Source organism: Dysgonomonas mossii DSM 22836 (genome assembly GCF_000213575.1).
Lineage (GTDB): Bacteria > Bacteroidota > Bacteroidia > Bacteroidales > Dysgonomonadaceae > Dysgonomonas > Dysgonomonas mossii.
Map to the genome: position 1 here is coordinate 244,422 of NZ_GL892007.1, position 17,343 is coordinate 261,764.

7 protein-coding genes are annotated in these 17,343 nt (G+C 37.1%); 3 read left to right on the forward strand and 4 right to left on the reverse strand.

Going from position 1 to position 17,343, the window contains the following annotated elements:
* Positions 1-11: 11 nt before the first annotated feature.
* The 4 genes from HMPREF9456_RS11125 to HMPREF9456_RS11140 all read right to left on the reverse strand — a co-directional run bounded on the left by HMPREF9456_RS11125 (position 12) and on the right by HMPREF9456_RS11140 (position 7,863).
* A complete protein-coding gene (locus tag HMPREF9456_RS11125) occupies positions 12-3,155 on the reverse strand; it encodes a SusC/RagA family TonB-linked outer membrane protein (protein ID WP_006843629.1) in 3,144 nt (1,047 codons plus the stop codon).
* A 554-nt stretch (positions 3,156-3,709) separates the two neighbouring features.
* Positions 3,710-5,434, reverse strand: coding sequence for a glycoside hydrolase family 43 protein (locus HMPREF9456_RS11130; RefSeq protein ID WP_006843630.1), 1,725 nt, complete (start codon positions 5,432-5,434; stop codon positions 3,710-3,712).
* Between the two features lie 283 nt (positions 5,435-5,717).
* Positions 5,718-6,689: a glycoside hydrolase family 43 protein gene (locus HMPREF9456_RS11135; RefSeq protein WP_006843631.1), complete on the reverse strand. Its 972-nt coding sequence runs from the start codon at positions 6,687-6,689 to the stop codon at positions 5,718-5,720.
* 7 nt (positions 6,690-6,696) lie between these two features.
* Complete coding sequence (locus HMPREF9456_RS11140; RefSeq protein ID WP_006843632.1) at positions 6,697-7,863, reverse strand: endo-1,4-beta-xylanase; 1,167 nt, start codon at positions 7,861-7,863, stop codon at positions 6,697-6,699.
* A 755-nt stretch (positions 7,864-8,618) separates the two neighbouring features.
* Here HMPREF9456_RS11140 and HMPREF9456_RS11145 point away from each other — a divergent pair.
* The 3 genes from HMPREF9456_RS11145 to HMPREF9456_RS11155 all read left to right on the forward strand — a co-directional run bounded on the left by HMPREF9456_RS11145 (position 8,619) and on the right by HMPREF9456_RS11155 (position 17,337).
* Positions 8,619-12,587 (forward strand): hybrid sensor histidine kinase/response regulator transcription factor, encoded by a 3,969-nt coding sequence (locus tag HMPREF9456_RS11145; RefSeq protein WP_006843634.1) that lies wholly within the window; start codon positions 8,619-8,621, stop codon positions 12,585-12,587.
* A 247-nt stretch (positions 12,588-12,834) separates the two neighbouring features.
* Positions 12,835-14,862, forward strand: coding sequence for a transketolase family protein (locus tag HMPREF9456_RS11150; protein ID WP_006843635.1), 2,028 nt, complete (start codon positions 12,835-12,837; stop codon positions 14,860-14,862).
* Positions 14,863-14,973: 111 nt separating this feature from the next.
* A complete protein-coding gene (locus HMPREF9456_RS11155; RefSeq protein ID WP_006843636.1) occupies positions 14,974-17,337 on the forward strand; it encodes a glycoside hydrolase family 127 protein in 2,364 nt (787 codons plus the stop codon).
* The last annotated feature ends 6 nt before the right edge of the window (positions 17,338-17,343 follow it).

Sequence of the window (17,343 nt, forward strand, 5' to 3'; positions counted from 1 at the left end):
CATCTTTAATCTTATAATGAGAATTTAATACCTAAATTGTAACGTCTCACAGTAGGATAAGCGCCTAAATAACCTGCACCGGATAAGTTTGCTTCACGGTCGTCAGGCATTCTTGTCCACAACCAGAGATTATTTCCGTTGAGATATATTTTCATATTTTTCACACCTAATTTCTTAATCCAGCCATCAGTAAATGTATAGGCAATCTCAGCATTCTTCAAACGAATATATGATCCGTCATATAAAAACTGAGTACTGGTATTATAGCTCGGACTAGAAGACCATCGTGGCACTACAACATCGGCCGATGTATTATCTTTCGACCACCATGTTCCGATATCATATACAGTGTTTAGTTTATTACCGAAGCTTGTCAATGATACATCACGAGTTACATTTGTCACACCATAGAATTGAACAAAAGCACTAAATCCTTTCCATTCGAAACCAATAGTAGCATTGAATGTATTCTGAGGTGTACCGGAATAACCATAAGGAACTAAGTCTTTATTATCAATAACTCCATCTCCGTTAAAATCTATTATGTTATAATCGCCGGGTAATTTTTGCGAATCATTAGTGTCATGTCGAGTACTTCCATATAATTGGTCATAAGTATTGACATATCCGGCATCAACATAAGAAGTATATTGTCCGATACTATATCCGGCAGCTTTCTGATAAGCAGGTCTTAACGCTTGATCATCTTTTTCTAATATTTTATTTTTAGAGTGTGTCATGTTGAAATTACCCCAAAGTCTCATGTCGTTAGGGAGTCGTTTATTAATACGTAATTCCAACTCATACCCATTGGTACGCACTCTACCAATATTCGCTGTAGGAGGCATAGCTCCCAAATATGACGGAGTAGAACGTTGATCACCCCATACCAAGATATCTCTACGGTCGTCTCTAAAAACATCTACACTACCAATAAATAATCCGTCCAAAAATGAGTAGTCAGCTCCTATATTAATCTTCCTTACGGTTTCCCATTTTACATTTTCATTTCCAAGTGCTGATTTTCTGTACCATGTATAAGGACTATTTCCATGATTTAAGTCCATCGCTGTAACCCCTCCATAAGCCCACTGGGTCATGTAAAGCCAACGTCTGGCCGAATCGAACTTGTCACCACCAAGATTATCATCTCCAATTTCTCCGTATGAAGCTCTGAACTTAAGCATATCTAAGAATTTTAATCCTTTCATAAAATTCTCATTGCTTATCATCCATCCTATAGCTCCGGAATTGAAGAATGCAAAACGATTTTCTTTACTGAATTTATCAGAGCCATTATAAGCGCCGTTGTATTCTATAAAATATTTGTCTGCGTAATCATAAGTAGCACGGAAAGCCCAGTCTTCACGAAAAATAGGCATTACACTACCTCTCGCCTCTTCTTGACGACTGAAAACTCCCATAGCTGATATACTATGCGCATCAAGTTTGCGAGCCCAATTCAATTGTGCCTGATAGTATAAATTACGTAATGTTGCTCCATTATTTACAGATCCTCCTGATGTAGCCCAGTTAACACCTTGCATCCAGTCGAATTTATTATTTCCATCAAAATTCTGTCTATAAGTCACTTGACCTGTTTCCGGGTCTATCCATTTTCCCTGAGCCGAATTATTTAGATCATTTATTCCTCTTTGGTATTCAACGAAAGTATTATCCCAAGAAACAACCCCTCTAGCTGACAATCCTTTTGTTATAAAACTCAAGTCTTGTTCTAAAGTAAAGTCCGTATTGATACTAGTTGTTGTTGTTTGCATCGTACCTCCCAAAGAAAGAACTGCGGCCGAGTTACTCACATTCGAAATATTTGGATAGAATCCCCATGAGCCGTCCGAATATTGAGGAAGGAAAACATCCGGTGCAATATTATAGGCTCCAGACCATTGTTGAGCAACAGCCCATGTGGAGTTATCGGTTTGTCCCCAAGGTGTTTTTTTGATAGCATTAGAACCTGCTAGATTAACCTTAAACAAAGTTGTCTTTGTTATTTGAAAATCCAGATTACTACGAACATTTAGCCTGTCGTATCCATATCCGGCATTGTAATTACGTCCATTATCATAAACACGGAAAAGGTCTCCTTCATGCACAAAGTCGGCAGAAGCAAAGTATTTTACAACTTTTGTTCCTCCCGATACATTTATATTTGCATTATAAGACATTGCAGTCTTCTTAAATAGAGCATCCTGCCAATCTACATTCGGATAACGTTCTCGTTGCTCTATAGTAGTCTGATTCCGATAGTTGTTGATGAATGCTTGTGGTCGTATGTAGGCCCATGAATCAGGAGTTAGAGCTAATTCATGTTCGATAGCCGTGTTACGAGCCATTAATGCATCATAAGAATCCAATTTGTTAGGTAATTTAGACGGAGCTTTTAGTGTGGCGTTGAACCCAACATCTATCTTTGCACTTCCGTCACTACCTCTTTTGGTGGTAATCAGTATAACACCATTCGCACCTTTCACTCCATAAACAGCTGTAGCAGAAGCATCTTTCAGAACAGACACGCTCTCTACCGAACTAATATCTACCGAACTCATCGGACGTTCGATACCATCGACTAATACTAGAGGATCGCTATTGTTCCATGAACTTGCCCCTCGAATTACAATCTTTGGTTCTTCTTCTCCGGGCATCCCTGTACTCTGAGTAGTGATTACACCCGGTAAGTTACCTGTCAGAGCAGCTCCAATATCTGAAATACCAGCGGCACGCTCTAAAACTTTACCTGTCGTTTGTGTGATTGCACCTACAACACTGGCCTTCTTCTGTTGACCATAACCTACCACAACTACTTCACTTAAGATCTCTTCATTTTCGGACATAACCACTCTTACATTCTGTTTGCCTTGTATGTTTATGTCCTGTGTTGTCATTCCTACGTAAGTGGCTACGATAGTCTTTGTTCCGGCTGGAACAGTTAATGAAAAATTTCCATCAAAATCTGTTACAGTTCCTACTGATGTATTGCCCTTTAAAGTAATATTAACTCCTGTAAGAGGCTCATCATTTTTGTCTACGACATTTCCCGTAATAACAGTTCCTTTCTGCGCGTATGCTGCAAAGCAAATAAATAGCAGGAGTAAACTTATGCAGGGAATTTTCCAAGCTCGTTTTGTTTTATTATTCATTACTATTAGTTTAATATGATTAACAATTTTAATTTATCATAATATGATCGATTCTTAATATCAATCTAATAGGATTATAAAAGTTAGCTGTCATCAATATTAGTTTTCATGGATTAAAAATTAAATAATAAGTGAATGCCTATTATTAAAAAACACATTAGCATACTCTCATCGAGAATTTGTCAAATCAGCATTTAGATCTAGGGGGTTATTGATCATAGAAAACATAACATAGAGTATTGTCTAGCTACATTTTCTTCAATTTATTGGTATTTTTAAAAAATAGTATTTTTTCTCATATAGTATTACAATTTAAGGTGATTTTAAGTGTATTATTTACAATTATTATCTCAGACAGTATTTTTTATCACCACAGTTTTGGTTTTCGTTTTCTGTTTTTTCTAATAGTATTTGCTGTAGTAAAATGCCTGGGAAGATGGTATTAAATTTTTCAGGTAACTGTCGACGTAGTGAATAATATATTCCTAAATATATAATTTAGTCTAATTTCTCCACTACGTCAAAAAAAAGTTTATATGCAAATAAGCAAAAGCTTATGGTTGAAAATCATTTGAAGATGTTGAATATAAACCGATCAATGCTCCAGTAAAACCACCGGCAACATCTGTGGAAAGAATATCACCGGAAACAGTTCCTCCAACATTCTTAAATACCTGATTATAAACAGAGTAATTAAATTTATAATTATCTTCGTCTGCTTCAACCTGCAATTTTATTGGTTTGCTTACATCAATTTTTTCACTGGCTACAAGAGTAGACTTATTCTTATCTGTTCTGACAAGCAAGATATAAGAGTCGTTTCCTTTTTGTGTAACACCAAATACATAGTTGAACGATTCTTTTTGATAACAAACGATTCCTGCTAAATCAGTTTCAGAGGCAGGTACATAATTCATATCCACTGTCGTTGAAAATGTTTTATGTTGCTGTCTATGAAATAAAGCTGAAATAGGCTTACGCTCTTTGATATTTGTCTGGAATGGCTTTATCTGTAAACCATCTTTTGTAATATTCACAAAATCCTCACGAGGACCTCTTACTGCTATCCATCTATGATCTAAACTCTTGCTTGAAAAATCGTCGTTAAAAGTAAAATTTCCATTAGGAAAGAAACCATTCATTCCTGTTTGATTTTGTACACCTTCCGGCATTTTCAATTTAGGCGATAGAGGAATAAGACCATTCTCGAAAACAGGGAATTCTCCACTCCAGTCTACAGGTAATATAAATGTTTCTCTACCTGAATTCACTCTTTGTTTATTATTAGGACGAATTGCTAAAAACACACCATAATACTTCCCATCAGGAGCTTGTACTAAATCGGCATGTCCTGCCCAATCTACTTTATCTTTTCTATCTTTTGCAAAATATCTTTGAGTCAGTATTGGATTGTTGGCTGCCGGCTTAAATGGCCCGCGAGGATTTTCGCTAACAAAAATCACTTCACTATGCCAATCGCCAGTACCTCCTTCTGCACACATCAAAAAATAGCGACCATCTTTTTTATATATATGAGGGCCTTCTATCCATATAGGTCTCTTTGTTATATCCACACCCCCATCTACGATTATTTTATCTGTACCAGGAATCACTCTATCGTTTTCTACATCATATTCCCATTGTTTAATAACCCTGTGACCAGAATACAATTCTTTGCCATGATCCGGAGCATCATTGTGTACTAAATAAGCTTTGCCGTCATCATCAAAGAATAATGCCGGATCAATTCCATTAAACTCTAGACGGATCGGGTCGCCCCATCCTTGTCGAGGATCTTTAGTCTTAACAACAATATTGCCCAAACCTCCTCCAATATGAGTCGTGATCATATAGAAAGTATCATTATGAGGATTGTATGCAATATCTGGAGCATATACCCCAGCACTCATTTCTATATCTTGTACTTTTAATTGGGTTGGTCTTTCTAATACATTTCCTATTTGTGTCCAATTAACTAAATCTTTACTATGAAAGATTGGTACTCCCGGAAAAAAAGCAAAAGATGAGTTGACCAAATAATAGTCATCACCTTTACGAGTAATACTCGGATCGGGATAACACCCTTGCAAAATAGGTGTATAAAACTCATTGCTTTTTAAAGGGTTTTCGTTATAAACCTTATCATTCCCTTGATAAATAAATTTGGAAAAAGTAGGAACCCCCTTTTGAAGTTTTTTGTTTGCTTTAGTCTGACTGCTCAAACTAAAAGGACTAAATAAGAGTATACCTGTAATAATAGCAATTACATTTTTTTTCATGATATGAATTAAGTTATTATATATATGGTTTTACGCTTTAGCGATAACATTACAAAGCTATATATCTATAAAAATTAAAGGATAAAAACTTGTTTCTTTTACAATCGCACAAGTAATTACAACCATACCGATTGTTGCATTTTCAATCTTCTATGTTGCACATTACATTTTCTTTCACTAAAAAGACTCTCTATATCAGAGAGAAAGCGAATAATTGGCTTTTTTATATTATTTATAATCGATTGCATAAAAAAAGAGTTATCGTCCTTTGTATATAAAGCAACTAATTAAGTGTACCTTCAATCGTTTTAATTTTACCTTTGCTATCATATTCTAGTTCTACCACCTTAAGGCTACGCAACCATGTTTTCCCTCCAGATGGTACACAGTCATGGTAAAATAAATACCACTTCCCTTTGAATTCGGCAATTGCATGATGAGTAGTCCAACCGATAACCGGAGTAAGAATTACTCCTTGATACACAAAAGGACCATACGGATTATCTCCGGTAGCATAACACAATAAATGTGTATCACCAGTGGAGTATGAAAAGTAATATTTACCATTGTATTTATGCATCCACGATGCTTCAAAAAAACGTCGCTCTGTATCCCCTGCCGTCAATGGGTCTCCGTTCTCATCTAAGATTAGAACATCGCGAGGTTCTTCTGCAAATCCAAGCATATCTACACTCAATTTTACAACTTTAGGACATAGAGCTAAATCTTTCCCTTCGGGCTGAACAGCACATTCAAGCGCTTTGTTGTTACGATAACGCTGAAGCTGTCCACCCCATAATCCACCAAAGTACATATAGTATTCTCCATTTTCTTCCCAAATAGCAGGATCTATACTATAACTTCCCTTTATTGGATTTTCCTCTGGAATGAATGGTCCTTCGGGCTTATAGCTAATAGCTACTCCTATACGAAAAATATCATTTTGATCCTTCAGTGGAAAATACATATAATATTTACCATCTTTACATGCTACATCACAATCCCACAATTGACGACCAGCCCAAGAGATATCTGCTGTATCTAACACAACACCATGATCTGTAAGGACACCATTTTCGATATCGTCAGTAGAAAACACATGATAATCCTTCATATCGAAGTGATCTCCATTATCATTTTCTTCGATTCCACTTTCCCAATCGTGTGAGGGATATATATACAATCTTCCATCAAAAACATGGACAGCAGGATCTGCCATATAAGCATCAGGAACTAAGTATTTAGGTATTTTCATTTTTCCTTTATTTGTCAGTTGATATTGCTACTCTATTTTTTTTAGACATTGCCTCATCTATTATACTCTGAACAACAGGTTTGGCTTTATAACTTCTATCAAACAATAATGGATAATCTGTACGGCCTCTCATGGGGAAATTATTTTTCCAAGAATCACCATCCGTTACACCCCACATAGTTACCCTACTCACTTTATCAGAATTATCCAGAAAAAGTGTAAAATATTCCAACATCCGCTTACTCCAAATATCTGAAACAGAATCGGGCAAAGCTTCAACATAAGGATTCATCTCCTTCCGATAAGCTTCTGTATCCGAGATATTAGCTCCTACATTAAAGCGCGGAGAAGGCAATGCACTCAATTCAAATTCTGTAATCATAACTTTCACACCCAATGCAGTATAGGCATCTATCGCCGCCTTATAATCGGCTAATGTCGGAGAATCTAATCCTACGTGACCTTGCATACCAACGCCGTCGATACGAATACCTTTTTCTTTTAAAGCCTTAACTAGATTCACAATTGCATCACGCTTCTCGTTAAGCCATTCGTTATAGTCGTTGTAATAAAGCTCTGCATCGGGATCAGCTTCGTGAGCATATTGAAATGCTAACGGAATGAATTCTTCACCCAATATCTCATAGAATTTACTTTTGCGAAACTCTCCATTATCTAATATCGCTTCGTTAACAACATCCCAACCTTTTATGCGTCCTTTATAACGACTCACAATTGTTGTTATATGATTTTTCATCCTTTCTTTTAAGACTTCAGGCGAAACGTCTTTTCCTTTATCATCGGTAAAGAACCACGAGGGAGCCTGAGAATGCCAGATAAGACAATGCCCTGTGACAAAAAGGTGATTCTGCTCACCTAATTCAACAAACTTATCTGCATCATCAAAAAAGAACTCTCCTTCTTTGGGCTGCATATACATGCTTTTCATGCAATTTTCTGCTACAATGGCAGCAAACTGATCTTTTACAATTCTCAAAGACGCTGTATCGCGACCTTGTATCTGATTCAGATTTAAAGCCGTTCCGATATAAAACTTTCCGTCTAATGCCTTTTTCAAAGATGGAGTTTTGTCATCACTTGTCGATTTAGCCTGAACACAGCAGAGCAATAAAAGCATTAAGCTAAAACTAAGAATAGGTGTTAATAATTTCATGATAATGATTTTTCTATATTATATATTTATTAATATCATTTTTAGAGCAACGTTATTTATCATTCAAATACCGTTCTTCGATTTCCATATTAATCTTGTTAATCACATTGTCTTCCAGTTCATATTTAGATTTATCCTCATCGATTTTACAAATTGAGCAATGAGTACTAGCGACACCAGGGTCTTTATTAATTTAGGCTTATTATCCCGGTCTTCACACGTCTCAGACTAAGGACTTTCTGCATTGTAAAATTAAATCATTAACAAAAGGGAGGAAACTATTATTGATACAGGTTACGCTATCGTATGTTTCGCAACAACTCTAAGATGTTTCACTTTATATCTATATTGTTTCTTCAGATTCTCGAAAGCATAAAAGAGGATTATAGCACTTCTTTTTACAAAAGAGCTTGACCTCAAAAAAATAGGCTGTTCTATCGAGAAAGTCAATGTTAGCATAAATGCGATACATTTGCACTTACAATCGAATTGGTACATGTGCCGATTTAGCGAAAATTATACTAATATTTGAAATTTAAAGAAACGTGCATGTAATTATACAGTTATTAATACCTATGCTCCTAAAGCAGAAGAAACCAACACAAAACGTCAAAACAAAAACACAAAACACTCGTTACGTTTCACAAACCATAGCTTATGTTGCACATGGAACAAAATATGTTTATTTTGTTCCCTTTTTCATTGTTTAATTCTTTATTTTTGTTTCACATTCTAATACCGAAAATCTAAAATACATGAGCAAACGCCTTTTTTTGTTTTTTGCCCTTTCTTGCGTCTCCATAAGTTTAAGCTTAGCTCAACAGGAACGCTTTTATGGATTAGGAAAATTATCGAGCAACCTAATCACCCGAATTACTCAGGATTCTTCAGGATTTATTTGGATAGCTACCGAAAACGGATTAAATAAGTTTGATGGATGGAGTTTCACTCATTATTTCTACAACGATAAAGACTCCACATCCTTATCCGGTAATTATATCGAAACTTTTTTTACAGATGACTCCGGCTCTCTCTGGATCGGAGCCAATAGGGGATTAGAATATTACAATCCTTACAAAGACTCATTCATTCACGTCAAATTCCCCGATAATACACATCCATCAGTCAGAGGAATCATACAACTGCATAGTGGAGAAATCTGGATTGTAACAGGAGGCTATGGTCTTTACTCTATTAATAAACAAACAATGACAGCAACGTCTCTTACAGATGTAAATAAGCTGTTGGCCATCCCTTATTCGAACCATATTTTTGAAGACCGAGCACATCAAATATGGATAGTATTATCAGAAAGTCGTATGGCATGCATTTCTCCAGATAAAAAAAGCGTGAAAACTTATGATTTGCCTATCGACCCACAATATAAAGTCTATGGAATAACAGAAGACCACATGGGTAGAATGTTTGTTGCAACAAGCTCCTGCGTATTTCTATGGGATATAATCCGCCAAGACTTTATGCGTATCAAAAATGACGAACCCAATGTAAATATACGAGGCATCGCTTGCCTTAAAGACGGAATGGTATACGTCAACACCTTAGGACAAGGATTGAAATATATAGACACCAATACGATGACCCTGGTTACGCCTTCCAAACTTAAAAATGGATATGACAATCCTATAAAGGAACGTATTACAACTTTTTTTGAAGACAACAAAGGAAACTTATGGTTTGGGTGCAACCAGAAAGGGTTATTGATGGGCTTAAATGAGCCTACTCAGTTCGATTTTTGGTATTTTAAAGAAAATGGAGAGACAGGGTCTATCACTTCATTATATCAAGACCGTGAAAATGAATTGTGGCTAGGAACGGACAATGGTAAACTTCATAAGATAAACAACAGAGGTAAGATTCTGAAGTCTTATAATATCCAAAAAGATGTTTCGACCATGTATGAGGATATCAGCGGTACATTTTGGATAGGAAGCTATCAAGGAGGGGTTTATACTTTTGATAAAAAAAGTGGGAGGAGTGCTAAATATCCATCCTTCGAGGGCAAATCTGTTGTTGCCATAGCTGAAGATAAAAAGAAAAATGTATATATATCTGTACTCGGTGAAGGTTTCATTCGCTATAATATTGAAACAAAAAAATGGATATTGATATCGGATAAAACTCGTTTAGCAAATGGTCAGGTTTTATCTAACAACTGGATTAATGATATTTTGTGTGACTCCGATGGGCTTATTTGGCTTGCACATAGTATAGGTGTAGACTGCTATGATCCCGATAAGAGTATCTTCCTTCACTATAGCGATGATGCATCTCTTTCTTCTATGATTTGCACCACTCTAATGGAAGATAAGAAAAAAAACATTTGGATTGGAACAAATAATGGATTATACAAATATGACAAGAAAACAAAAAAGATAGAACATTATGGAATGGAAGAAGGTTTGCCTAACAACATTATATGCGGACTAGGCACTGATGCTAAGGGGAACAACATTTGGGGAAGTACACTAAACGGAATATTCCAGTTAAATATAGAGACCGGACGTATCGCATGTTACTACACAGGGAATGGACTAGTTGATAGAGAATTCTCAAAGAACATTTTTCTACAAGATAAGATGGGATATTTATATTTCGGTGGGTTATATGGAGTAACCAAATTCTTACCGGATTCAATTAAGGCTCTAAACTTAGACTTTCAACCCAAACTGACTCATTTATACATAAATAATGTATCCGTCAGTGCAGATAAAATAATAAAAGGCAAACCGATATCCGAGACTAGACTGTTTGATGCTTCAGAGATAAACCTATCCTATAACGAAAAGTCTTTTTCTCTGGAATTTTCTACAATGAATTATCATAATCCGGAGAATGTGATTTTTGAATATCGCCTACTGGGAATGAATGAAGAATGGATATCTACATTTCCGGGAGAGAATCGTATAACATATAACTTTTTATCTCCTGGAAATTATACCTTAGAGGTAAGAGCTTTCGAAAACAATGCTTACTCCTCTATCAAGACTCTAAATATAAAAATATCCCCACCTTGGTACAGTACTACTTGGGCAACGTCCTTATATGTATTACTTTTTATCGGAATATTAACAGGTATTGTCTATACATGGCAGAAACGTCAACAAAGACGTAGAGAAGAACAAAACAATGAAGATAAATTAAAATTCTTCATTAATATTGCACATGAAATACGATCACCTACTACATTAATTATAAGCCCATTATCTGAATTACTAAAAACCGAATATGATGAGAAAACAAAAAAGTTATTAGAAACAATACAGCGTAATGCACATCGGATAATGAGCCTTATAAACCAGCTTTTGGATATTAGAAAGATAGACAAAGGACAGATGAAGATTGCATGTCAGGAAACAGATATGGTCGGATTTATAAAGGATCTAACCCTTGTTTTTGATTACCAAGCAAATAAACGAAATATAAAGTTTACTTTCGAATCATCAGAAGATCGTCTTCCGGTATGGATTGACAGAAACAACTTCGACAAGGTATTGATGAATTTGCTCATAAACGCATTCAAATATACTAAGGATGGAGGCGAAATTAAAATAACCCTCGCAGCTATTAAATCCGAAGATGCAGGGAATGCAAGAAAGTATGCTGAAATTAATATCATTGACTCGGGATTAGGATTAAACGAGAAAGAGGTTGAACGTATCTTCGAACGATTTTATCAAGCAGAGCCGTACAATCCATTAGGATTCGGTATAGGACTGAACTTATGTAAACTATTAGTGGAACTTCACCATGGCACGATAAAGGCTTCTAATAGGAAGGACATACAGGGTAGCTGCTTTACCGTTCGTATCCCTATAGGGAATGAACACTTCACAAAAGAAGATATTGTTCAGCAAAGTGAAACTATCCGCTTTGCATTGGAAACCCCTATTTGTTGGGAAGAAAAAGATCATCCAACAGTAGCAATTAAAAATAAAAAAAGACAACGGATATTAGTTGTAGATGATGATGAAGGACTACAAGAATATATACAAAGAGAATTAAGTGCGAGTTATAAAGTTGTTACGGCAAATAATGGCAACGAGGCTTTGCAAATATTACTACAAGAACGCATCGACTTGGTGATATCGGACGTAGCTATGCCCGAGATGGATGGCTTCACTCTACTCAAGAAAATCAGAAACAATGAGAATATAAGTCATATCCCGGTCATTCTGTTAACTTCTCAGGTTGAAGCGGATAGTCGCATGATGGGCTGGAATGTAGGTGCCGATGGCTTTATGGATAAACCGTTTCTGATGGAAGAACTGCTCTTCCTTTGTAATAATCTGATATCAAACAGATCATTATTGAAAGGTAAATTTGTAGGGGTAAAAGAGCTGGAAGAGAAAGTGACTCCTTTAGATATTAAATCGAATGACGACCTATTTATTGAGCGACTGATGACTCTTATTAATAAAAATATAGACAATTCTAAATTCAGTATTGAAGCTCTATCTAAAGAAGTTGGCATCAGTCGTACGCAACTACATCGAAAGCTTAAAGAAATAACAGGGATAACTACCAGCGACTTTATTCGAAATGTACGATTAAAACAAGCTGCAAAATTGTTAGTTGAGAAGAAAGTGAATATATCACAGGTTGCTTATGCTACAGGTTTTTCAAACCCTACTATTTTTGCAGTTGCATTTAAGAAATTCTATGGATGCACCCCTACAGAATATGCAGAGAGGGGAGAAAGTTGAGATGCAACATAAAAGAACGAATATGCGACATAATAGAAGTCGAAAGCACTATATACGATTGTAAAAGGAATGGATTCTGTAATTATTATTTTTAATGTTTCGTAAATTTGAAATATGATCATTGAGAAAAACAATAATTGAAAGCAAAGAGGCTTTACTGATGAAAATGAAAGTTTATATCTAAAAAGCCTTTGTTTTACAAATATAATTTCTCTGATTAAACTTCGAAACATCAAAATATTTAACAATGAGTTCTATTGATTTATTAAACAAAAGTGCAGACAATATTCGTATACTGTCGGCTTCTATGGTTGAAAAAGCGAAGTCAGGACACCCGGGTGGAGCAATGGGTGGAGCGGACTTCATCAATGTTTTATTCACTGAATTTCTCGTTTACGATCCGCAAGACCCGACATGGGAAGGTCGTGACCGTTTTTTCCTCGATCCCGGACACATGTCACCGATGCTTTACAGCACGCTGTGCCTGACAGGAAAATTCACACTCGAAGACTTACAACAATTCCGCCAATGGGGAAGCGTTACTCCCGGACACCCCGAGAGAGATATCAACCGCGGAATAGAAAATACATCCGGACCACTGGGGCAGGGACATACTTTTGCCGTAGGAGCAGCAATCGCTGCGAAATTCTTAAAGCATCGATTTGGTGAACGTATGGATCAAACAATATATGCTTTTATTTCCGATGGTGGTATTCAGGAAGAGATCTCGCAGGGAGCAGGACGTACCGCCGGACACCTGGGACTCGATAACCTGATCATGTTCTATGATTCGAACGGAATACAGTTATCTACCAAAACAAAAGAAGTAACCGAAGAGGATGTTGCCGCTAAATATCAGGCTTGGGGATGGAGAGTGATCACCATCAAAGGTAATGACGCATCCGAAATACGTGCCGCTCTGACAGAAGCTAAAGCTGAAAAAGAAAGGCCGACTCTTATCATCGGTAAAACAATTATGGGGAAAGGTGCGCTTAAAGCAGACGGATCAAGCTTTGAAAATGAAACTGAGACTCACGGACAACCCTTAAGTGCTGCCGGGGCTTCTTTCGAGAAAACAATCGAAAACCTCGGAGGTGACCCCACAAATCCGTTCGTTATTTTCCCGGAGGTAAAAGAACTCTACGCCAAACGCAAGGCTGAACTCGAGGAAATAGTAGCAAAAAAACACGCCGAAAAAGAAGCCTGGGCAAAACAAAACCCTGAACTTGCCGAAAAAATGCAGAAATGGTTTAGCGGCTATACCCCGGCAATCGACTGGGCAGCCATAGAGCAAAAACCTAATCAGGCAACTCGGGCGGCATCAGCAACCGTACTGGGTGTATTGGCAAAGCAAGTGGAGAACATGGTTGTTTCCTCCGCCGACCTTTCCAACTCGGATAAAACAGACGGCTTCTTGAAACATACCCACAGCATGAAAAAAGGGGACTTCTCAGGAGCATTCCTGCAGGCAGGGGTATCGGAACTGACAATGGCTTGTCTGTGTATCGGCATGACATTGCATGGCGGTATTATTTCAGCTTGTGCAACCTTCTTTGTGTTCTCTGACTACATGAAACCCGCCATACGTCTGGCTGCTCTGATGGAACTGCCTGTTAAGTTTATTTGGACGCATGATGCTTTCCGTGTAGGAGAAGACGGACCGACACATGAACCCGTAGAGCAAGAAGCTCAGATTCGTCTGTTGGAGAAATTGCAAAATCACAACGGACACAACTCCATGCTGGTACTGCGTCCGGCGGATGTTACAGAGGCGACGGTTTCTTGGAAAATGGCAATGGAAAATCAAACAAGCCCGACAGGACTGATTTTCTCCCGTCAGAACATCAATGACCTGCCGGCAAAAGAAGACAGATATGCAGAAGCCCTTCAAGCCGAGAAGGGAGCATATATAGTGGAGGAAGATGCGAACTATGACATCATCCTGCTGGCTTCAGGATCGGAAGTATCGACACTCGTTGACGGGGCTAAGCTGCTGAAAGAAGACGGCATAAAAACGCGTATTGTTTCCGTTCCATCCGAGGGGCTATTCCGCACACAAAGCAAAGAATACCAACAGAGCGTATTGCCGCAGGACAAGAAAAAGTTCGGATTGACTGCCGGCCTACCTGTGACATTACTTGGGCTCGTTGGCGACAATGGCAAAATCTGGGGTATGAATTCTTTCGGGTTTTCCGCTCCCTACAAAGTACTCGACGAAAAACTAGGGTTTACACCTGATAATGTATATAAACAGGTCAAAGAATATCTGAAGTAATATAAAAAAGCAAAGCTGATATACAGAATGGCTCGTTAACCAAACCAACTAGAAGTATATCAGCTTGTCTATTTTTTATAGTATTTATGTATAGAAATTAAATCAATATCAATGAAGAAATTATTTACAACAATATTCTCATTCATTTGCGTCATTCAACTTTGTGCCCAGGAAACTACTCCTAAAATAAAATATTTTGATCTGAAAGACATAACGTTATTGGATAGTCCTTTCAAAAGAGCACAGGATCTTGATAAGAAATATCTTTTAGATTTAGATGCAGATAGACTTTTAGCTCCATTTATAAGAGAAGCAGGATTGCAAAAAAAAGCTGAGAGTTACACGAACTGGGAAAACACAGGCCTTGATGGACACATCGGAGGACATTATGTTTCGGCTTTGGCTTTGATGTATGCTTCTACAGGAGATCAACAGATAAAAGATCGTCTTGACTATATGATAAGCGAATTGAAACGATGTCAGGATGAAAATGGCAATGGGTACATCGGAGGTGTTCCGGGAGGAAAGGCTATTTGGGATGAAATAGCGAAAGGAGATATCCAAGCCTCTGGTTTTGGGTTAAATAACAGGTGGGTTCCTCTCTACAATATTCATAAGACTTATGCGGGATTACGTGATGCCTACCTTATTGCAGGGAATGAGACAGCAAAGGATATGTTGATTAAAATGACAGACTGGGCTGTAAAATTAGTATCTAATCTGTCAGAAGAGCAAATACAAGATATGCTGCGTAGCGAACACGGTGGACTGAACGAAACTTTTGCGGATGTTGCTGTAATAACGCAAAATGAAAAATATTTGAAATTAGCCCATCAGTTTTCTCACCAATTAATACTAAACCCATTATTAGCTCATGAAGATAAACTAACAGGCTTACATGCGAATACGCAAATTCCTAAAGTTTTAGGTTTTAAACGTATTGCTGATATCGAAGGGAATGAATCTTGGTCAGAAGCTTCCCGTTTCTTTTGGGAAACTGTAGTAGAGCATCGCTCGGTATGTATAGGCGGAAATAGTGTAAGAGAACATTTCCACCCAACAAATGATTTTTCGAGTATGATAACAAGTAATGAAGGCCCCGAGACTTGCAATACATACAATATGCTCCGTCTATCTAAAATGTTTTATCAAACATCCTTAGATAAGAAATATATCGATTATTACGAAAAAGCATTATATAATCATATCCTTTCAAGTCAAAATCCTCAAACCGGAGGCTTAGTTTATTTCACACAAATGCGCCCCGGACATTATCGTGTATATTCTCAGCCTCAAACCAGTATGTGGTGCTGTGTTGGGTCAGGAATAGAAAGCCATGCAAAATATGGAGAAATGATTTATGCACACACAAGTGATGCTTTATATGTAAACCTATTCATTCCGTCTTTATTAAACTGGAAAGATAGAAATGTTGAGATTGTTCAGGATAACAAATTCCCCGACGAATCAAAAACAGAAATCACTGTAAACCCTAAGAAAAAAAGTGAATTTACAGTATATGTACGATACCCATCATGGGTAGAAAAAGGAACAATGAAAATTAAACTGAATGGAAAAACATATCCTGGAGTTGAAAAGGATGGTTATATCGGAATAAAAAGAACTTGGCAAAAAGGAGATCGCATAAGTGTAGAATTACCGATGACTATTGTTGCAGAGCAACTTCCTGACAAATCAAATTACTATTCATTTCGATATGGACCAATTGTTCTTGCAGCGAAAACAGGTGTAGAAGACATGACCGGCTTATTTGCAGATGATAGCCGTGGTGGACACATCGCACACGGAACTCTTCTCCCTTTATCCGAAATGCCTCTATTGGTTAGCGATAAAGATGATATTACTTCGAAAATTAAACCTGTACCGGGTAAGCCTTTGACTTTCAATTTGAGTAGCCTTTATTCAACCGAATATCCGTCAGAATTGGAATTTATCCCTTTTTTCAGATTGCATGAATCTCGCTATATTATATATTTACCACAAACAACAACTGAAGGATTGGCTAGTTTGCATGAACAAATAAAGCGAAAGGAACAAGAACGTATAAAATTGGACTCTAAAACCATAGATAAAGTAGCGTGTGGAGAACAGCAACCGGAATCAGATCACTTTATAAAATTCGAAGAATCGAATGCCGGATCTTTCGAGAACGTTCACTGGCGAGAAGCTAAAGGTTGGTTTAGTTATCAAATGAGAAACAGAGACAAAAAAGCAAAAATTTTATATGTAAAATATCTGGCTTCTGATAAACTAGGTATGTATGAAATTTCGATCAATGGAGAGAAGCTTGAGAATCTAATTATGGATCGTAAGACTGAATCCGGAATGCAATTCATACTCTTAGATATCCCTCCAAGCGAGATGACAAAAGATATATTAGATATTAAGTTTACTGCAAACAAGGAGCATACAACACCGAAAATTGTAGAGGTTAGGTTATTAGAAGATAAATAGCTATTT

Coding starts and splice junctions, on each gene's coding strand:
- HMPREF9456_RS11125 (WP_006843629.1), bottom strand. CDS start 3,155: ATGAATAATAAAACAAAACGAGCTTGGAAAATTCCCTGCATAAGTTTA.
- HMPREF9456_RS11130 (WP_006843630.1), bottom strand. CDS start 5,434: ATGAAAAAAAATGTAATTGCTATTATTACAGGTATACTCTTATTTAGT.
- HMPREF9456_RS11135 (WP_006843631.1), bottom strand. CDS start 6,689: ATGAAAATACCTAAATACTTAGTTCCTGATGCTTATATGGCAGATCCT.
- HMPREF9456_RS11140 (WP_006843632.1), bottom strand. CDS start 7,863: ATGAAATTATTAACACCTATTCTTAGTTTTAGCTTAATGCTTTTATTG.
- HMPREF9456_RS11145 (WP_006843634.1), top strand. CDS start 8,619: ATGAGCAAACGCCTTTTTTTGTTTTTTGCCCTTTCTTGCGTCTCCATA.
- HMPREF9456_RS11150 (WP_006843635.1), top strand. CDS start 12,835: ATGAGTTCTATTGATTTATTAAACAAAAGTGCAGACAATATTCGTATA.
- HMPREF9456_RS11155 (WP_006843636.1), top strand. CDS start 14,974: ATGAAGAAATTATTTACAACAATATTCTCATTCATTTGCGTCATTCAA.